General features: G+C 61.5%; 19 protein-coding genes. 5 read left to right on the top strand and 14 right to left on the bottom strand.

Annotation, left to right across the window (positions count from 1 at the left end):
• Nucleotides 1–20 precede the first annotated feature (20 nt).
• From RID42_05925 to RID42_05900, 6 genes are all read right to left on the bottom strand, one after another.
• Entirely contained in the window at nucleotides 21–149 is a 129-nt protein-coding gene (locus RID42_05925) for an aa3-type cytochrome c oxidase subunit IV (protein MEQ8247202.1), read from the bottom strand.
• A gap of 67 nt (nucleotides 150–216) precedes the next feature.
• Nucleotides 217–459: a hypothetical protein gene (locus RID42_05920; protein MEQ8247201.1), complete on the bottom strand. Its 243-nt coding sequence runs from the start codon at nucleotides 457–459 to the stop codon at nucleotides 217–219.
• Complete coding sequence (locus RID42_05915) at nucleotides 452–2,245, bottom strand: M3 family oligoendopeptidase (GenBank protein ID MEQ8247200.1); 1,794 nt, start codon at nucleotides 2,243–2,245, stop codon at nucleotides 452–454. Before RID42_05915 ends, RID42_05920 begins: the two co-directional genes overlap by 8 nt.
• Nucleotides 2,235–2,702 (bottom strand): PaaI family thioesterase, encoded by a 468-nt coding sequence (locus tag RID42_05910; GenBank protein ID MEQ8247199.1) that lies wholly within the window; start codon nucleotides 2,700–2,702, stop codon nucleotides 2,235–2,237. The genes RID42_05915 and RID42_05910 overlap by 11 nt, the downstream gene beginning before the upstream one ends.
• A gap of 2 nt (nucleotides 2,703–2,704) precedes the next feature.
• Entirely contained in the window at nucleotides 2,705–3,154 is a 450-nt protein-coding gene (locus RID42_05905) for a PaaI family thioesterase (protein ID MEQ8247198.1), read from the bottom strand.
• Nucleotides 3,147–4,118, bottom strand: coding sequence for an NAD-dependent epimerase/dehydratase family protein (locus RID42_05900; protein ID MEQ8247197.1), 972 nt, complete (start codon nucleotides 4,116–4,118; stop codon nucleotides 3,147–3,149). Before RID42_05900 ends, RID42_05905 begins: the two co-directional genes overlap by 8 nt.
• A 146-nt stretch (nucleotides 4,119–4,264) precedes the next feature.
• Here RID42_05900 and RID42_05895 point away from each other — a divergent pair, with 146 nt between their 5' ends.
• Together RID42_05895 and RID42_05890 are read left to right on the top strand one after the other, a co-directional pair.
• Nucleotides 4,265–7,747, top strand: a complete 3,483-nt coding sequence (locus tag RID42_05895) for an indolepyruvate ferredoxin oxidoreductase family protein (protein ID MEQ8247196.1) — start codon at nucleotides 4,265–4,267, stop codon at nucleotides 7,745–7,747.
• A 21-nt stretch (nucleotides 7,748–7,768) separates the two neighbouring features.
• Nucleotides 7,769–8,482 (top strand): SDR family NAD(P)-dependent oxidoreductase, encoded by a 714-nt coding sequence (locus RID42_05890; GenBank protein ID MEQ8247195.1) that lies wholly within the window; start codon nucleotides 7,769–7,771, stop codon nucleotides 8,480–8,482.
• 51 nt (nucleotides 8,483–8,533) lie between these two features.
• Here RID42_05890 and RID42_05885 read toward each other — a convergent pair whose 3' ends face one another.
• From RID42_05885 to RID42_05870, 4 genes are read right to left on the bottom strand one after another with little or no spacing between them, the layout of a single operon-like run.
• Nucleotides 8,534–8,776, bottom strand: coding sequence for a DUF2312 domain-containing protein (locus RID42_05885; protein MEQ8247194.1), 243 nt, complete (start codon nucleotides 8,774–8,776; stop codon nucleotides 8,534–8,536).
• Nucleotides 8,777–8,811: 35 nt separating this feature from the next.
• A complete protein-coding gene (locus RID42_05880; protein ID MEQ8247193.1) occupies nucleotides 8,812–9,129 on the bottom strand; it encodes a DUF1244 domain-containing protein in 318 nt (105 codons plus the stop codon).
• Nucleotides 9,126–10,283: a carboxylate-amine ligase gene (locus RID42_05875; GenBank protein MEQ8247192.1), complete on the bottom strand. Its 1,158-nt coding sequence runs from the start codon at nucleotides 10,281–10,283 to the stop codon at nucleotides 9,126–9,128. Before RID42_05875 ends, RID42_05880 begins: the two co-directional genes overlap by 4 nt.
• Nucleotides 10,283–11,071 carry an N-formylglutamate amidohydrolase gene (locus RID42_05870; GenBank protein ID MEQ8247191.1) on the bottom strand — a complete coding sequence of 263 codons (789 nt, stop codon included), beginning with the start codon at nucleotides 11,069–11,071 and terminating at the stop codon, nucleotides 10,283–10,285. The genes RID42_05875 and RID42_05870 overlap by 1 nt, the downstream gene beginning before the upstream one ends.
• A 59-nt stretch (nucleotides 11,072–11,130) precedes the next feature.
• Between RID42_05870 and RID42_05865 the strand changes: the two genes are divergently transcribed.
• Both RID42_05865 and RID42_05860 read left to right on the top strand, forming a co-directional pair.
• A complete protein-coding gene (locus RID42_05865; protein ID MEQ8247190.1) occupies nucleotides 11,131–12,042 on the top strand; it encodes a DMT family transporter in 912 nt (303 codons plus the stop codon).
• Entirely contained in the window at nucleotides 12,039–13,319 is a 1,281-nt protein-coding gene (locus RID42_05860) for an MFS transporter (GenBank protein ID MEQ8247189.1), read from the top strand. The genes RID42_05865 and RID42_05860 overlap by 4 nt, the downstream gene beginning before the upstream one ends.
• Here the strand turns inward: RID42_05860 and RID42_05855 are convergent.
• Both RID42_05855 and RID42_05850 read right to left on the bottom strand, forming a co-directional pair.
• The gene (locus RID42_05855; protein MEQ8247188.1) at nucleotides 13,291–14,475 is read right to left on the bottom strand and encodes an acyl-CoA dehydrogenase family protein; all 1,185 of its coding nucleotides are present in this window, start codon (nucleotides 14,473–14,475) and stop codon (nucleotides 13,291–13,293) included. The two genes, RID42_05860 and RID42_05855, sit on opposite strands and share 29 nt — an antisense overlap.
• Before the next feature lie 40 nt (nucleotides 14,476–14,515).
• Entirely contained in the window at nucleotides 14,516–15,073 is a 558-nt protein-coding gene (locus tag RID42_05850) for a tetratricopeptide repeat protein (protein ID MEQ8247187.1), read from the bottom strand.
• Between the two features lie 91 nt (nucleotides 15,074–15,164).
• Between RID42_05850 and pyk the strand changes: the two genes are divergently transcribed.
• Entirely contained in the window at nucleotides 15,165–16,592 is a 1,428-nt protein-coding gene (gene pyk / locus RID42_05845; protein MEQ8247186.1) for a pyruvate kinase, read from the top strand.
• Here pyk and glcF read toward each other — a convergent pair.
• Nucleotides 16,557–17,855 (bottom strand): glycolate oxidase subunit GlcF, encoded by a 1,299-nt coding sequence (gene glcF, locus RID42_05840; protein ID MEQ8247185.1) that lies wholly within the window; start codon nucleotides 17,853–17,855, stop codon nucleotides 16,557–16,559. The two genes, pyk and glcF, sit on opposite strands and share 36 nt — an antisense overlap.
• Nucleotide 17,856: 1 nt before the next feature.
• Complete coding sequence (gene glcE / locus RID42_05835) at nucleotides 17,857–19,041, bottom strand: glycolate oxidase subunit GlcE (GenBank protein MEQ8247184.1); 1,185 nt, start codon at nucleotides 19,039–19,041, stop codon at nucleotides 17,857–17,859.
• Nucleotides 19,042–19,049: the final 8 nt, after the last annotated feature.

The raw sequence follows: 19,049 nt of genomic DNA, 5'->3' as shown, positions 1-19,049 counted from the left end.
TGGGACGAAACCGTCGTCACCTAAAGGAGGAAGATGGCCATGAGCCCGAGGGTGACGATAGTCAACCCGCTAACCCACTGAACGAGGCGGGTAAATCCGGCCCAGGTTTGCTGCTTCTGAGGCAGATCGATCTGTTGATTTTCAGCCATAGTCCGCTCCTTCGCATTTCGGCAGGGCCCTTATAGCAGACCCTGCCGGGCATCAACATTGCCTTCGTTACGCGCGGTCCGCGCCCGAACCGTCGACCAGCGCTTCACCCTTTTTTGTCGGCACCCATACCCCGCCCGGCCCATCGTTCCAGCCTCGGCAGTGAATCAGTCCATCGGCAGCAAGCGTATGGATGGCACGGGCGGATTTGAACGTCCGCAGCAGCATCGCTTCCGACATGCCGCGCACCGGCCGCGGCATCTTGCAAAGCGTTTCGAGGATTTCGAATTCCGGGGATCCTTGCTCAACCATGCGCACCTGCCTCGCCGATCTCTTCCAGTTCATCGATGAAGCCCGAAATAAGGTCGAGCCCCTGTTGCCAAAATGCCGGCTCGGACGCGTCTAACCCAAAGAGGGCCAGCAACTCCCTGTGCCGCTTGGTGCCGCCCGCCTTCAGCATCGCGATATAGCGCTCCTGGAACCCGGCCTCGGAATTCTGAAACACGGCATACAGCGCGTTGACCAAACAATCGCCAAAGGCATAGGCGTACACATAAAACGGCGAGTGGACGAAGTGCGGGATGTAGCACCAGTAGTTGCGATAGTCCGCGCCGAGCGTGAAGGCAGGTCCGAGGCTTTCGGTTTGAACTGAGAGCCATATCTCGCCGAACCGATCGACGGTGATTTCGCCCTGCCGCCGCTCGTCATGGACCGCTTTTTCGAAACGGTAGAAGGCGATTTGCCGGACGACGGTATTGATCATGTCCTCGACTTTACCGGCCAACATATACCGGCGCCGAACCGGGTCCGATTCGGCGTCAAGCAATGCCCTAAAGACGAGCTGCTCGCCGAACACGGAGGCGGTTTCAGCCAACGTTAGCGGCGTATCAGCCATCAATGCCCCTTGGGGGCCGGCCAACACCTGATGGACGCCGTGCCCAAGCTCGTGCGCCAATGTCATGACGTCCCTGACTTTGCCCTGGTAGTTGAGCAGCAAGTAAGGATGGGCTGACGGGACGGTGGGGTGGGCAAAGGCACCCGGCGATTTGCCCGGCCGCGGCGGCGCGTCGATCCATGCATGATCGAAAAACGTGCGTCCAACTTGCCCAAGGTCGTCTGAGAAGCGCTCATAGGCGCCAAGGACTGTGTCGCGCGCGTTTGCCCACGAGAACTTCCGTTCGTCGGCTTGCGGCAAGGGTGCGTTGCGATCGAAATGTTCAAGTTTTTCGACGCCGAGCCAGCGGGCCTTCATTCCGTAATACCGGTGCGACGTGCGCGAGAACGAGGCCGCCACCGCATTTTCAAGCGCATCGACGACCTCAGGTTCGACGAGGTTGGCGAGATGCCGTGCCGCGGCTGGCGCCGGATACTTTCGCCACCGATCTTCGATCTCCTTGTCTTTGACGAGCACGTTCGTCACGAGCGCAAACAAGGGCGCTTTTTCCTCGAAGGTCGCCGCCAAGGCCGCTGCCGCGCGCCGCCGTTGCTCACGGTCGGGGTCGGTCAAAAGGTTCAGTGCATGCTCGAGGGTTACGGTTTCTCCGGCGAGGTCGTAGCGCGAAGCGGCAAGCGTCTCGTCAAACAACCGTCCCCACCCGATCGAGCCCGTGACGGCCTTTTCGTGAAACAGTTTTTCCACATCGTCGGCTAATTCGTGCGGCCGGTAGACCCGGACATTTTCGATCCAGGGCCGGTATTTCTCACAATCCTTATGCCCCGCTAGGTTGGAGAGGGCCGCGTCCTCAATACGGTTTATCTCAAGGGCGAAAAAAATAAGGTCGGATGAAATCGTGTTCAACTTTTCGCCGATATCCTGGGCGAATTTCGCGACGGCGGCGTTGTTGAGGTCGCCCGCCCGCAACAACTGGGCGTAGCTTGCCAGCTTCCCCAGGCTCTCTTGGATATCCTCGTAGCGTTCGATGGCCTGCGTGAAGGCGGCGGGCTTGAGCGCCGCAACGGCCCCTTGGTATTCCTTACAAAAACGCTTTGCGGCACCCTGCAGCGCGGCAAGATCGGCGCCGACCTCGGGCGAGTCGGGCGCGGCATAAAGATCGGATAGGTCCCATACCGGCAGGTCTACGGTGGCCTCAACGCTCATTGCCGGTACCTCTTGTTGTTCCTGTGGCGAGAAGGAAGTGGCCATGCGCCGCTGCAATCAAACGCGAGGGATCGTCCTGCCACGCCTCGGCACGGACGTTTGCAACGCGGCGACCCTGCTTTGTGATTCGACCGCGGGCGTAGGTGCCCTTCGCCTGCCCGCTCCGCAAGAAATCCAGGGATGTATTGATGGTTCTGGGCAGCGCCGTACTCTCCAATGACCATATCAGTTGCAAAAGCGCCACGCTTTCCAACAGACTTCCGATCACACCGCCATGGAGTGCTGGCAACGTCGGGTTGCCAACGAGTTTCTCTTGAAATGGGAGGAAGCACACAAGATCGCCCCCCTCCTCTTGAACTGTAACGCCGAGGAATTCGAGATAGGGAATGGCGCGAACGATCTCCTGCGGTGCCCCTCTGGCTTTCGCGTCGCGCAATTTCTCGAGGCGGTCGTCCATGGTCAAAGAGCGCTAGAATCCAGCATGAAGGTTGCAAGACCGCTGGCGATCTCTCGGTCGGCCTCTTGGTAGGCGCGTCCTCGCACAAAAGCGATGTTATTGCTCAACCGATAGCAATCCGCTTCCGCCTTGATGGCAACGCGCGGGAGCGCGGGCCGCAAGTAGTCGATTCGAAGGTCGAGCGTCGCAACCTGCATCACCCGTGGAATTACAGAGAACACAGCCATCCCCGAAGCCGAATCGAGGAGCGTCGAAATGACCCCGCCATGGACGACGCCGGTGGCGGCATCGCCGACAAGGTTCTCTCTCCAGTCCAACGATAGACCGCAGCGACCGCGGTCGAGAAAGTCGATGCGCGTCTCGAGCGCCTTGAGAAACGGGATCTCCGCGCCGAAGCTTTTGATGAGGTCTAGCGCAATAGCTGGTTCTTCGGAGCGATGCCGGTCAGGCATGATAATCTAGGTACCATTCGACGAAACGCGGGATTCCGACCCCAATCGGGGTAAGCGGCTCAAATCCGAGGTCGCGGCGGCTCTCGGTAATATCGGCGTAGGTCGCCTTCACGTCCCCCGGCTGCATCGGCTCGAGGAGCTTTTCCGCCTTTTTCCCTAACGCATCCTCCAACAACCCGATCACGCCGAGCAACGGTTCGGGCGTGTTATTCCCGAGGTTGTAGACGCGATGCGGCGCCCCTTCTTTATCACTAGGCGGCCGGTCTAGTGCCGCCAATATCCCAGCGACGATATCGTCGATATAGGTGAAGTCGCGCACCATGTCGCCGCGGTTGAAAACCCGAATGGGCTCGCCCTTCAAGATCGCTTTCGTAAACGAAAACAATGCCATGTCTGGACGGCCCCACGGACCATAGACGGTGAAAAAGCGTAATCCTGTCTGCGGAATCCTGAAAAGGTGACTGTAACTGTGGCTGAGCAATTCGTCGGCCCGTTTTGTTGCCGCGTAGAGCGAGACAGGTTCATCGACACGATCCTTGATCGAGAACGGCAGTTTCGTATTTCCCCCGTATACCGAACTCGAACTGGCATAAACGAGGTGTTCGAGTCCGGGGAGCGCCCGGCAATACTCCAAAATCCGCATGTGGCCGACCAAGTTAGCCTCGACATAAGCGAACGGATTCTCGATCGAGTACCGCACGCCGGCCTGGGCGGCCAAATGCACAACGCCGGTCACGCCTTCGAATCTGGCTAGCTCCTCAAAACACGCAGGCGTCGCGATGGACGATCGAACAAACGAAAATGCGTCCGAGGGCGCGAGTTGGGCGAGGCGCGCCTCTTTTAGAGCCGGGTCGTAATAGTCGTTGACCGAATCGACCCCGATAACCCGCTCCCCGCGCGCCAACAATGCGCGGCTCACGTGGAATCCTATAAACCCGGCCGCGCCGGTAACAACGATCGCCATTCGTCGATTACTCACTTTTCCTTGGGCGCGCACCATAGCGCCCGGCACCATCAAAATCACGTCGCGGTGGGCGCGCGCAAGCGACCGCTCGGCTACAATCACAACCCCGGCAGGGCATTGCAATAACAGTCGACAGCCCTAACCTAATGAGCGTGGAAGCAGATCATCCGATGACGGTCGCAGCCAGCCTCGACGACAAATATACGCTCGAGTCCGGACGGGTCTACCTGACCGGGACGCAAGCCCTCATCCGCTTGCCGATGATGCAGCGGCAGCGCGATCTTCGCGACGGTCTGAATACCGCCGGATTCATCTCTGGTTATCGCGGGTCGCCCCTCGGGGTGTACGATCTGAACCTATGGCGCGCTAAGCCGTTTCTCGACTCCAATCACATTCGCTTCCAACCCGGGGTCAACGAGGAACTTGCCGCCACCGCCGTGTGGGGCTCCCAGCAAACCAATCTGTTTGAAGGCGCGCGGTATGACGGCGTCTTCTCCATTTGGTACGGCAAAGGCCCCGGCCTTGATCGAGCCATGGACGCAATCAAACACGGCAACGCGGCTGGCACCTCGCCCCATGGCGGGGTCTTGGTGCTCGCCGGCGACGATCACGGCGCGGTCTCCTCGACGCTCGCTCACCAAAGCGACCATGCGATGGTCGGCGCCATGGTCCCGGTCATCAATCCTGCCGGCGTCCAGGACTATATCGACTACGGGCTGCTGGGATGGGCGATGTCTCGCTACGCCGGGATATGGGTCGGTTTCACCGCCGTCGCCGATACCGTCGAAAGCTCCGCCAGCGTGCTGGTCGATCCGCATCGGCTCAAGATCGTAAAGCCCGAGGACTTCGAGATGCCCCCCGGGGGCCTGAATATTCGCTGGCCCGACACCGCGTTGGAGCAAGAGGCCCGCCTCCACGACTACAAACGCTATGCCGTGAGGGCTTTTGCGCGGGCCAATCGTTTCGATCGAATCGTCATAGACTCGCCGACCCCGCGGCTAGGCATCATCACCACCGGCAAGGCTTATCTCGATGTACGCCAAGCCTTGAGTACGCTCGGCATCGACGACCGGCGGGCTGGCGCGCTCGGTATTCGTGTCTTCAAGGTCGGCATGAGTTGGCCATTGGACAGTGCAGGCCTACTCGCGTTCGCTAAGGACCTCGAGGAAATCCTCGTGGTCGAGGAGAAGCGCCCCCTGCTCGAAGACCAAGTCAAAGCTCAGTTGTACGAACTGGCGGGTTCGCGGCGGCCGCGCGTGATCGGAAAATTCGACGCCGAGGGCAACCGGGTGCTGTGCACCGCCGGTATCCTTTCGCCAGGCGAGGTCGCCCAGTTGGTCGGCAAGCGGCTCCTAAGGTTTGCTGACGATTCGGTGATCAGAGGGCGCCTCGAATATCTTTCCGCGCGCAACGATCAGCGGCGAAACCGGGCCCCCGTCGACGCACGAAGCCCCTTTTTCTGTTCTGGCTGCCCCCATAACCGCTCGACCAAGGTGCCCGAGGGCAGTCGCGCGCTGGCTGGCATCGGTTGCCACTACATGGCGCTGTCGATGAATCGGGACACCGCGACGTTCAGCCAAATGGGTGGTGAGGGTGCGGCCTGGGTCGGACAGGCGCCGTTTACGCGGACCGAGCACGTCTTTGCCAATCTTGGCGACGGCACGTTCGTCCACTCGGGCAGTCTCGCCATTCGCCAGGCCTTGGCCGCGGGCGTCAACATCACCTACAAAATACTCTTCAACGATGCGGTCGCGATGACCGGCGGCCAAACGCCGGACGGCAGCCCCGGTGTCGACCGGTTTGCCCAAATCGTGCGGGCCGAGGGCGTCGATCGGATTGCCATCGTCTCGGACGAACCGGAAAAATACACTAGCCCGGCGATATTCCCGGCGGGCACCTCCATTCATCACCGCGACTCCCTGGATACCTTGCAGCGCGAATTGCGGGCGACGCCGGGGGTTACGGTCATGATCTACGACCAAACGTGCGCCGCCGAAAAGCGCCGCCGGCGCAAACGCGGCACCTTTCCCGACCCGTCGAAACGCGTCTTCATCAACGAACTCGTGTGCGAGGGCTGCGGCGATTGCTCGGTCCAATCGAACTGCCTGTCGGTCGTTCCGGTCGACACGGAATTCGGGCGAAAACGCGCGATCGACCAATCTTCCTGCAACAAGGACTATTCTTGCCTGGAGGGCTTCTGCCCCAGTTTCGTCACGGTCAAGGGCGGCGTAATCCGCAAGGAAGAGCGCACTTTGCCGGCCTTCGCTCCGGACATCGACCTTGCCGAACCCGCTACCTTCCCGCTGACAGCGCCGTTCGGAATCGTCGTGACCGGGATCGGTGGCACCGGCGTCATCACCATCGGCGCATTGATCGGCATGGCGGCACACCTCGACGGCAAGGGCGTTACGGTCCTCGATCAGACCGGCTTGGCGCAAAAGGGCGGCGCCGTCACCAGCCACGTCCGGATCGCGCCATCCCCGGACGACCTCAGCGCCGTGCGCATCGACACCGGCGGCGCCGATCTGATTCTGGGTGCGGATCTCGTCGTTGCCGCGAGCGCCGATGTAATCAATACCGTCGAGAACGGTCGGACCTGGGCCATCGTCAACAGCCACGAAACACCGACCGCCGACTCGACGCTCGACCGCGACTTCGAACTGGATGTCGACCGCTTGAGAGCCGAGGTGTCCCTCGCGGCGGGCGAGGCCCATACCCACTTCATCGACGCGACGGCGATTGCGACCCGGCTGTTCGGCGATTCCATCGCGACAAACATGTTCCTTCTCGGCTTTGCCTTCCAGCACGGGCGCGTGCCGGTTTCCTTGGCATCGATGGTCCGGGCGATCGAGTTAAACGGCGTATCGGTGACCTCGAACAAACGCGCGTTCGACATCGGGCGCCGCGCCGTGGCGAACCCCGACGCCCTGCACGCCGTCCAACCGAGTGACATCAAAAGTGCACCGCCGACGCTCCACGGTCTCGTCGACCGGCGAGCCGCTTTCCTCGCCGAATATCAGAACGACGCCTACGCCGATCGCTACCGCCGGCTGGTTGCCGCCGCCGAGGCAGCCGAGACGAACCGGACGCCCCATTCGAGGGACTTTACCGAGGGCGTGGCGCGGGGCGCGTTCAAACTCATGGCCTATAAGGATGAGTACGAGGTCGCGCGCCTGTTCGCCGAAGGCGATTTCCTGCGCAAACTGGATGACCAATTTGCCGGCCCCTACCGGATCAAGTTTCACCTAGCCCCGCCGCTTCTAGCGCGCACTGATCCTGCGAGTGGGCGTCCAGAGAAAATGACTTTCGGCCCGTGGATGCTCTCTGTGTTTCGTCTGCTCGCAAAATGTCGGGGATTACGCGGGAGCCCCTTCGACCCCTTTGGGTACCTTGCGGAACGGCGCGCCGAGCGGCAACTCATCAAGGACTATGAGGCGATGGTCGCAACGGTCGGCGACAAACTCACGCCCGAGAACCACGAGATCGCCATTGAACTCGCGCGCTTGCCTGAAACCATTCGGGGCTACGGGCCGATCAAGGACAAAAGCGTCGAAACCGCCAACAACACGCGGGCGGACCTGCTAAACCGGTTAGAACATCCGCTTCCCCAACGCAACGCGGCGGCATGACCCCATCACCATGAGGAACCAATGACCAATAAAAGCTGCATCGTCCTTGGCCTTGGCCCTAGTACCGGCGCATCCGTCGCGCGCCGTTTCGCGCGCGAAGGTTATGCGGTTGCGGTCGCCGCACGCCGCTTAGAGGTGCTGGAACCGGTGGTCGCGGAGATCGAGGCGGCGGGCGGCCGCGCATTGGCGATCCCGACCGACGCGACCGACGAGCAGGCGGTAGTGGGCCTCGTGCGCCAAACCGAGAAGGACCTTGGACCCCTCGGTGTCGCGGTCTACAACGCCAGCGGACGGGTTAAAGGTAGTATTCTGGACCTGAAGACGGACGAGGTCATCAACGCTTGGAAGGTGTCCTGCCTCGGCGGCCTGTTGTTAGGGCGCGAGGCGGCGAAATGCATGGTGCCGCGGAAAGAAGGCACCATCGTTTTCACAGGTGCAACTTCGGGCATGCGCGGCAGCGCCGAATTCGCGGGCTTCGCCATCGGCAAGTTCGGCCTCAGAGCGTTGGCGCAGAGCATGGCCCGTGAACTCGGCCCCAAAGGCATTCACGTCGCTTACGTTAATATCGACGGCCAAATCCACACGCCGCGCCAAGCTCATCTCGCCGCCGAACGCCCGCCCGACGCGATGCTCGACCCCGAGGCGATTGCCGAAACCTACTTCCAACTCCACAGCCAACACCGCAGCGCCTGGACCCAAGAACTCGACATCCGGCCATGGGTCGAAAAGTTCTAGCCTGAGGCACGATCGCTAGGTCGGCACCCGTCTACAGCAGCGCCTCGCCGCCTAGGCCATCCCGAGAGCAGACTTGTAGGTGTCGAGCAGCGCCTCTTGTTCCTGGAGTTCGTTGGTATCCATTTTTCTCAGTCGAACAATCTGGCGAACAATCTTGGGATCGAACCCCGTACCCTTAAGCTCCGCGTAGACCTCGCGGACATCGGCGGAGAGTGCGGCTTTTTCCTCTTCCAAGCGTTCGATTCGTTCGATGAAGGATCGAAGCTGGTCGGCCGCAATCGTCGTATCTGCCATGAGTTCGTTCTTTCCGATCTCGTTAATCTCTACCACTAGGACTTCCCTGCTTTTTCCGCGGCCTGGTGTGCCGCGAACGCTGCGAGTTGTTCCGGCGTCGCTTCGGTTTGGTGCTTGGCCTTCCACTCGGCGTAGGGCATGCCGTAGACGACCTCGCGCGCGCCTTCGTAACTGATTTCTTGGCCCCGCTCCTCGCCCGCGGCTACGTACCACTTCGCGAGGCAGTTACGGCAAAAATCGGCGAGCCCCATGAGGTCGATGTTTTGCACTTCCGGATGATCTCGAAGGTGCTGGAGAAGGCGCCGAAATGCAGCAGCCTCGATTTCCGTCTTTAGCTCGCTCGTCTTGGTCATGATTTCGCCTCGGCTATCGTAGGTTCGTCAACAAGGGCCGTTCGCTCGACCAGCATGTCGACGACGGACCTCAGGGCCTGTTCCGTATCGGCACCGGCCTGCTTCGCCGACCGAAAAGCCTCAATCTGCCATGTCGCGCTGGTACCGCGTTCGACAATGGTTCTAGCGTGCGCGACTTCTTTGGCACAGCCCAATTTGTCGGCATCTTCTTCGATAAGATCAAGTATCTCTTCAAGCAACTCGGCGTAGGGAACGACCGTTCCTTTCCCGAGATCGACCAGCCCAGCCGAAATGCCATGGCGTTGCGCCAGCCACCGATTCTCGTTGACGAGACTCACCGGATAAACGCGCCACCGCTGGTTATTCTTGCGCAACCGTATCAACATGCTCATCAGGCACTGAAATAGGGCGGCGATGGCGATTGCATCGTCGAGCGAAGTGCAAACATCGGTCGACCGCATTTCAAGCGTTGGAAACCGGGCGCTCGGTCGCAAGTCCCACCAAATCCGCGTGGCGTCCTGAATGACACCGGCGTCGACCATCGCCGACACCAGCATGCTGTACGCGCTATAGCTCGAAAACTGCTCCGGCAAACCCGTCCGCGGCAATCCGTCGAACACGCTGGTACGATAGGACATCAACCCGGTTTCTTGACCTTGCCAGAACGGAGACGACGTACTCAACGCCAACAAGTGTGGCAGGAAATAGGCTGCCTGATTCATCAGATCGATCCGCAGGTCGTCGTCATCGATACCGATGTGCACGTGCATCCCGCAAATGAGCAGGCGTCTTGCCGCAACTTGCAGGTCGCGCGCCAGGGCATTGTAGCGATCCTTGTCGACGTGCTGTTGTTCTCCCCACCGTGCGAAGGGATGCGTCGCCGCAGCGACGGGAGCCATGCCGAAGTCCGCCGCAACCTCGCACACGGTCTGCCTGAGGTAAGCGAGGTCGCCTCGTGCAGCGGAGATCGTTTTGTGGACGCCGGTCTCAACTTCGACTTGGGCTTTGAGGAATTCCGGCGCGACCCGACCTGAGATTCGCTTTTCCAGCACTTCCATCAATGCCGTGGGCGGATTCGAGGCCAGATTGCGGGTCTCGATATCGACCAGCAGGTATTCCTCTTCGATGCCGATCGTCAGCGGCGGGTCCTTGATCATCTGAAGAACCGCTTCACGAAGAGGTCGGAGTCCGTTTCGAACGGGGCGAGGGCTGTCGCGATAATCCCGGCCCAACGATCAACGCCGGCGTCGTCCGAGATCAGGTCCTGACGGACCTCGATCATCACATGGGGCCGGCCAGCCGAGGTCCCGTAGGCTTCCAGGCCATAGCCCGGCGGATGTGCCGCCGAGTAGGGCTGATTGTCGCCGACGCAAATGCCGTCCACCGCCTGGAGCGCGGCAAGGAGCGGGCGCGCCATTCGCTCGTCGCGTCCGTAAAGCACCCCGACATCCCACGGCCGTTGCGCCCCCGCCATTCTCGGCGTGAACGAATGCACCGCTACGTAGGCGGCGACCGATTTCTCATGCTCAGTGAGATGCATCGCCTTTTCTACCTCGTGGTGGTACGGCCAAAAGGACAGCTCGGCCCGGCGCACCGCTTCCTCGGGCGTCACATTCTGGTTGCCCGGCACCATGACCCCATCGCTGACCCGGAGTATGGAATCGGGGCTCCCGAGTTTTCGATTCGGATCGATGAAGAGGCGAGAATACATGGCGAGAACCGCCTGGGCGTCGAGTCTATTGGCCAACGCCTGGGTGAGCGACGCCGCCCCGATATCCCAGGCTATGTGCTCCGCCAACCGCGATTCGGGCAGACCGAGGGCGTCGGACGCTGCGGGAACATGATTGCCGGCATGGTCGCAGGTCAAAATGAGACGGGATGACCCAGCGGGATTAACCACCCTAAAGGCTTCCATTGCACCTTCTGCAGAATCGTGATTCATCGCCTTGTTATACTGGGACCACCCGCGTTGATCGACCCATCCCTGACCGTTGAGCCCTCATGCCGAACCGATTTCTTCTGAGCGGCCCAACTTTGGGGCTCGTCGCATTGGTGATCGGCGCGCTCGCCATCTCGTTCGCACCGATCTTTGTCAAAACAAGCGAACTGGGGCCCGCGGCAACGGCATTCCATCGCATGTTGCTCTCGCTGCCGCTCCTTATTGGCCTTTCTTTCGCCCAATACAGGTCGGGGCCCTCGCCGGCGCGTTCGGTGAAGTCGCGGCGGGACTACGGGCTGCTCCTGTTGGCGGGAGCCTTCTTCGCGGGCGATCTCGCGGTCTGGCATTGGTCGATCCAACTCACGACCGTCGCGAACGCGACCCTATTCGCGAATGCCGCGCCGATATTCGTCGCCGCCGGGGCGTGGTTGCTCCTCGGTGAAACATTCGGCGTGCGCTTTTGGCTGGGTCTATTCGTCGCGGGGGCTGGAACCGTCATGGTGTTGGGCGCGAGCCTCGGTGGTCATGGCAACGTCCTCGGTGACGCCCTTGGCCTCCTGACGGCGGTGTTTTATGCGGGCTACTTCATTTGCGTGAAACTTCTCCGCCGCTCGATCGGCACGTTTGAAATCATGGTGTGGTCCGGTCTGTCCGCGACACCGATTTTGCTTCTCGTGGCGCTCGTCTCGGGCGAACCGTTGTTGGCGGTAACGTGGCATGGGTGGCTCATTCTCATTGGCTTGGCTGTGATTTCACATACCTTTGGACAGAGCTTGATTGCGTTTGCACTGGCCCATTTGGCCGCGTCCTATTCGTCGCTCACACTGCTCATTCAACCGGTCGGTGCGACGATCTTGGCGTGGGTCCTATTGGGGCAGGGAATGCAGGTCCAACAGGCCCTCGGTGGCGTTACCGTGCTTGCCGGCATCTTTCTCGCCCGCGAACGGTCCCGCGTTCGGAGGTCGTTGCCATGAACCGGTATCCTTCTGGATGGATGATCCCCTGGCTGATTTGGGGTCTCGCCGCCGCGTTCTATGGCTATGCCTATTTCCAACGTGTTGCCCCGAGCGTTTTGACCAGCGAGCTGATGCGCGACTTTCAGACCAACGCTGCGGGGCTTGGCAATCTCTCCGCCTACTATTTTTACCCCTACGCGCTGGCACAAATACCAATCGGAATCCTGATCGATCGTTTCGGCGTCCGCCGCGTCCTCGTGACATCGGGCGTTGTCTGCGCCGCCGGTAGCATCCTGTTCGCGCTTGCGCCAACGCTCGGCCTCGCCGCGATAGGCCGTTTGCTTGTTGGCGCAGGAGCCGGCGTTGCCTGGGTTGGAACCCTGGCTCTTGCGGTCATGTGGCTCCCGGCCAACCGATTCGCGGCCGTCACCGGGCTATCGCTCCTTGTTGGGTTGATCGGTGCCGTGCTCGCCCAAGCGCCACTGGCGGCACTGGTCGAGGGCGTAGGATGGCGCCCCGCGATGTTGTGGTCCGGCATCTTGATGGCGGCAATCGCCGTCTTGATGTTTCCGTTTATCCGGGACAAGGCGATGCACGGTGAACCGCGGATGGTCGGACCTGTTTTTGGCGGCCTCAAACGGGTTCTACGAAGCCGCCAGACCTGGAAAGTAGCGATTTTTACCGGATCGTTGGTCACTCCCATGGCGGCCTTTGCCGGCCTGTTCGGCATCCCCTTCGTCCAAGAAATCTACGGGGTCAGCAGGACGACCGCAGGCGCAACGGTATCGCTGATCTTGATCGGATGGGGCGTGGGCGGCCCGATCGCGGGTTGGACGTCCGATCGCCTGCAGAGACGCAAACCGGTGATGGCGTCGGGTGCGGGAATCCTAATCATCGCTTGGCTTGCGATCCTGTACGTACCGCTGCCGCTATTCGCCTTTCAAGCGCTCTTGTTATTGCAAGGGTTGGCAAGCGGCGCGGTGATCATCAATTTCGCCGTCACCAAGGAAAGCAACGCGTTGACGGCAACGGGGGTCGCGATGGGATTTGTCAACATGGCGGGGATGAGCGCCTCGGCGCTGTCATTACCTTTTGTCGGCTGGCTGCTCGACCTTGGCTGGGATGGCACGCTGGTCGACGGCGCCCGGGTCTACGGAGAGAGCGCCTATCGATACGCTTTCACGATCTTCCCGATCTTGATGACCTGTGGCTTTGTTGCAGCCCTTACGTTACGCGAGACATTCTGCCGCCCGCTGGCCGAAGCATCTACGCCGCCAACATCTCGCGGGCAATGATAAGCCGGCGAATCTCCTTGGTACCGCCGCCGATTTCTTGAATCTTGGCCGAGCGGTAGAGCCTATTGACCTCGGTCTCCCGCATGAATCCGCTGCCGCCGTGGATTTGGACCGCCTCGTCGCAAATTCTCATACACGCTTCGCCGGCATACATGAACGCGGCGGCAGACAGCTTGTGGATCTCGCCACGTCCACCCTCACCGGCGCCGACGGTATTGGCCATCGCGAGGGCCCGGTAGACAATCCCCCGCATCGTCTCCAACGCCACATACATTTCCGCGAGCTTGGCCTGGATGAGTTGGAAATCGCCGATCCGCTGACCGAACTGCCGTCGATCCTTGGCGTATTCGACCGACAACTCGACTGCGCGCTCGGACATCCCAAGGACCATCATCGAGCAAAACGCACGCTCGATATCCAGCCCCGACATCATGACAGCAATGCCGTTGTTCTCTTCTCCAACCAAGTTTTCGGCCGGAACGCGGCAGTCGTCGAAGTAGAGAGCGCCGGTGGGGCTCGACCGAATACCCATCTTGTCGAACGGCGGACTCGCCGAGAAGCCCACGAACTTCTTCTCGACGATGAAGGCCGAGATCCCCCGCTTGCCGCGCTCAGGCGCGGTTTTGGCATAGACGAGGACAATGTCGGCGATTGGCCCGTTGGTAATATAGGTCTTGCCGCCGTTCAGAATGTAACAGTCTCCGTCGCGAACCGCCGTTGTCGCCATGCCGCCCAGCGCGTCGGATCCGGCATTCGGCTCGGTCATGCCGATGGCGCCGACTAGCGTGCCGTCGGACAGGCCAGGCAAGTAGCGGCGGCGTTGGGATTCGCTTCCGTTCTGATAGAGGTTGTTGACGCAAAGGTTGTCGTGGCTTTGCCAGGACGTCGACACCGCCGGATCCACACGACCGATGGCCTGACCGACGAGCCCGGCGGAGAACAGATCCAAACCGGCACCGCCATAGATCTCGGGCACGCTCGCCCCAAGGACGCCCATTTTGGCAAGTCTCTTGAAGCCATCTTCAGGCCACTGACCCGAGAGGTCGCGCTGGAGTGCGTCGGCCTCAAAATGGGCACGGGCGCTCCGCGTCATATCGTCGAGCAATGCTCGATGCTCGTCGTTGAGGCCGAAGTTCGGGGCGGCGATATCGGTCATTGGAGGCGGCACTCCTGCGGCATGGGAGATGGAAAACGGGTTAGATGTCTTGTTCGATTTTCTTCTTGATGTCTTCGATGTTCTGCTTTGCGCCCGGCAGATGGGGGTTTACGCGCAGCGCCTCTTCATAGGCCTTCACCGCGCTGTCCCAACGCTCGAGTGCGGTGTTGATCAGACCGAGACCGGACAGCGCACCGAAGTGCCGCGGCTCGCGGGCCAGCGTTTCCTGTATGTCACGGACCGACGCGTCGTAATTCCCCATGAGATAGTACAGTGTCGCCCGGCGATTCCAGCCTTCTGCGAACGTCGGATCGGTTTCGATCACACGTGAAAACCTGTTCAATGCTTCGTCGAACCGTCCTGCACCCATGGCATCGTTGCCGGCCGCTATCATGCGATCGATGGCGGGGATTCCCGATTCGAACCAGAGCGACCAAATCAGGCCTTCAATCAAGCGCGCTTCTTGAAGGTCCGCGGTTTGTTGCAGGCGCGAGAAAAGTTCGGGAAGACGAACATCGTCTTGGCGAGCGATCGCGGATCCTAGTGGCTGCGAGAACAACGCCAAGCCGATGAGAAGGGCGACAATTGTCTGTTTCATGGTGATAGGATAGCCCCTACCCAAACAGTTGAAAAACCGGATTCCGCGAGCACCGCTGTCGCATTGCTCGCCGGCCCGCTAGGATCGTCCCATGTTTCGGGGGCGAAATACCAAAATTCTCGCCACACTCGGACCCGCGAGTTGCACGCGTTCCGTGATCGAAACCCTTGTCGACCACGGCGCCGACGCCTTTCGGCTCAACATGAGCCATGGCACCAAGGAAGACCACGCGCAACGGATCACCCTGATCCGGGAAATTGAGGTCGCGCGGGGAAGGCCAATCGGCATTCTGGCCGATTTGCAAGGACCAAAGATTAGGATCGGGAGGTTTGCCGGCGACACGGTTTTTCTCAAGGCCGGTGACGCATTTGTGCTCGACAACGATCCGGCGCCAGGCGACGCAAACCGAGTTGAGCTTCCCCACCCCGCGCTGTTTGGCGCGATCGGGCCCGGCGCGGAAATCCTTTTGAACGACGGGCGCGTCAGACTGTCTGCAACGCACACTAGTGCGGATCGAATCGTTTGCACGGTCGTCGTCGGAGGGCCCCTCAGTGCGGCAAAGGGTGTGAACGTTCCCGGCACCGTCCTTCCGATTCGCGCCATGACCGACAAGGATCGGCGCGACCTCGATTTCGCGCTCTCCGCCGCCGTCGACTGGATCGGTTTGTCGTTCGTCCAAACACCAGACGATGTCGCGGAGGCCCGCAAAATCATCGCCGGCCGGGCCGGGTTGATGGCCAAGATCGAAAAGCCGTCGGCTATCAATTGGTTGGAGGAGATCGCCAGCCTAGCGGATGGAATCATGGTTGCGCGGGGCGATCTCGGCGTTGAGATGCCCCTCGAACTCGTACCGGGTCTGCAGAAAAAAATCGTCGCCGAAGCGCGCGACCAAGGTAAGCCCGTGGTGGTGGCAACTCAGATGCTCGAATCGATGATCGACGCACCCACGCCGACCCGTGCCGAGGTTTCCGATGTCGCCACAGCGGTCTACGACGGCGCCGACGCCGTTATGCTCTCGGCAGAATCGGCTGCCGGTAAATACCCGGCCGAGGCCGTCGCAATGATGGACCGAATTGTTCGTCAAACCGAAACCGAACCGACCTACGTTGCATTGCGCTCGGCATGGCGGCCCGACGTCAAGGACACGACCGCCGACGCGATCAGCGTCGCGGCAAAACAAGTCGCCTCGGCAATTTCCGCCGCCGCCATCGTGACCTATACGACCACCGGCTCGACGGCTTTGCGCGCGGCCCGGCAACGGCCGTCTGTGCCCCTTATTGTAGTCACGAGCCGCCGCGGTACGGGGCGGCGGCTGGCGCTGCTGTGGGGCGCCCACGCCGTCCATACCAGCGACACCCACGACTTTGCGGAAATGGTGGAAAAGGCGTGCCGCATTGCCGTTCGGGAAGGGATTGCCGAGCCGAACGACCAGCTTGTCATCACCGCAGGCGTGCCGTTTGGAACCCCTGGGGCGACAAACGTTCTACGCGTCGCGCGCGTCCCGCCGGTCAAGGGATAGGGGCCGGGGGCCACCTGTCGCCCAGTCCAGCAATTCGACGGTATGAACGACCGGGACGCCGGTGTAGTTGCGCAACTGAAGCATGCAACCGACGTTGCCGGTCGCGACAACGCTTGGGTCGGTGCGCTCGATATTTTGGGCTTTGCGTTCGCCGAGGCGTGCGCTGAGATCGGGCTGCATGATGTTGTACGTACCGGCCGACCCGCAACACAGATGATCTTCTTTGATACCGCGGACACGGAAACCGGCTTCTCGCAACAGGGTCTGGGGAAGGTCGCGGATCCGTTGCCCGTGCTGCAACGTGCAGGCCGATTGGTAGGTCACCTCTAGGTCCGGGGTTGGTACGGCGTCGGGCAGACCCAGGGCGGCGGCGACTTCAGAGACATCGCGCATCAGCGAGCCGAGTTCGGCGGCGTGAGCCGACGCCGGGCCGGCGCTTTTCTGCATTTGGAAAGCGATATCTTTGAGGTGGGCACCGCAGCCGGAGGTATTCGAGACGATGTAGTCCAGGCCAGCCTTTTTGTGCGCTGTGTGCCAGGAGGCGAGAGCCTGCGCGCCGAACCGGTGGGCGCGGGCGGTATGCCCCAAGTGATGGTCAAGGGAGCCGCAACAGCGCGCATCGGACAGGACCACGACCTCGCACCCCATGCGGCGGAGGAGCCTAACCGTCGCCTCGTTGATTTCGGGCGCGACCGCGCGCTGGACGCAGCCCGTGAGGAGCGCCACCCGAGCCCGTTGCGGGCCGACCGCGGGGAACACCCTTGAGCCGTCTACTGCGCTCCGCCTTGGATCGGCGCCGCGCGCCACGCGCGCTGCCGCGCCCGCCGACCCGGGGATCGGAAACCGTGACACGGCCTTGCCTACTACCACGGCGAGACGCAAAAGCGTCGGACGTGTCATAACCACGGCCAGGGCGCGCCGGGCCAAACCTTGAAGCGTCCAGCGCCGTCCTTCAGCAACCTGAGCACGGCCGAGGTCGATGAGGCGCGTGTAATCGACGCCAGACGGGCATGTCGTGCGGCAGGCCAGACACGAAAGGCAACGGTCGAGATGGGGCACCAGAGACCGCTCAACAGCGGCGCCCTCCAGCATGTCTTTCATTGCATAAATTCGGCCGCGCGGCCCGTCGCGCTCGTCCCCGAGCAGGGCATAGGTCGGGCAGGTCGTATTGCAAAATCCGCAATGAACGCACGCCTGAAAGGCCGTTGCCGCGGCGGCAAAGAAGGGGTCTTGGTGCTTCGTTGGGGGCAACGAGACGTGCATGTCAGTAGTCCGCGTAAAGTCGGCCGGGGTTCAAGATGCCCTTTGGGTCGAAGTGATGTTTGATTCGCCGTGACAATGCCGCCACTGCAGGTGACTGCGGGTGGAACACCGAAGTCTCTGTCGGCCGGTGGTCTGCCGCGCGGATCACGGTGGCGTGGCCATCCGGTCCCGCCGCCGCATGAAGCCGGGCACGGACATCGATGCCTTGCGGTTCGGCAAACCAAATCTGGCCGCCGACCCAGTCGACCATCAGCGGCGCCCCTTCAGGGAGGTCGAGGCTCTCGACAAACGCGGCGATCGCGGTACGACGGAGCGACACCCGCCAGATGTTTCCGTCGCTGCCTAGGAGGGGCGCAAGGTCGCGGATTGCGGCCCACAGTTCGGTACTCGCGTCCGTTTCAAGAACGTCTGTATCGGCGGGGCCAAGACGCTTTCGCGCTGCATTAGCCGCTGCGATCGCGGTATCGCCCTCGAAACGAACGGCAATAGTTGCTTGTCTCGTTCCCGCCAAGTGAGGGAAGTCTACCCGCGCGCCCGCGGTCAAATAGGCGCCGCCCGTCAACGCGCCTGCGCCCGATGCGACGTCGAGCGTCGCAGCAAACCGGTCGATTTCTCTGCCAGACACAATCAACGTGCCGGTTTCAGCCGGTCGGGGCGTCACCCGCAACGTTACCTCGCTGAGGATCGCCAACGTGCCAAACGAACCGACAACGAGTTTTGACAAGTCGTAGCCCGTGACGTTTTTGACCACCCGCCCGCCGGACTTGAAGATTTCGCCCCGCCCGGACACCGCCCGAAACCCGAGGAGATGGTCGCGGACCCCCCCGGCGGCGAACCGCCGGGGGCCGGAAAGGTTTGCGCAGACTAAGCCGCCCAAGGTCTCATCACCGTTGGCGCCCAAGAGCGCTCTCAAGTCGCGCGGTTCAAACGCGAACTGTTGCGACCGCGCGGCGAGTGCTGCCTGCACCTCGTGCACAGGTGTGCCGGCGAGAGCCGTAATCACCAACTCGGTTGGGTCGTAGTCGACGATGCCGGCCAAGCCGCGGGTGGTCATACCCTGCTTTGCTTCGACCGGCCTTCCAATCGCGCGCTTGGTCCCGCCGCCACGCACCTCTAGGGGCGTGCCGGTTGTTACCGCTTCTTTGACGAGGCTGCTGAGTTCATCCTCGTTCAAGGGTTCGGACATCTCCAAAG

This window comes from Alphaproteobacteria bacterium, from assembly GCA_040216735.1.
Classification (GTDB): domain Bacteria; phylum Pseudomonadota; class Alphaproteobacteria; order SHVP01; family SHVP01; genus CALJDF01.
The sequence above is the reverse complement of the archived record's forward strand: the minus strand, read 5'-3'. Positions and strand labels throughout refer to the sequence as shown.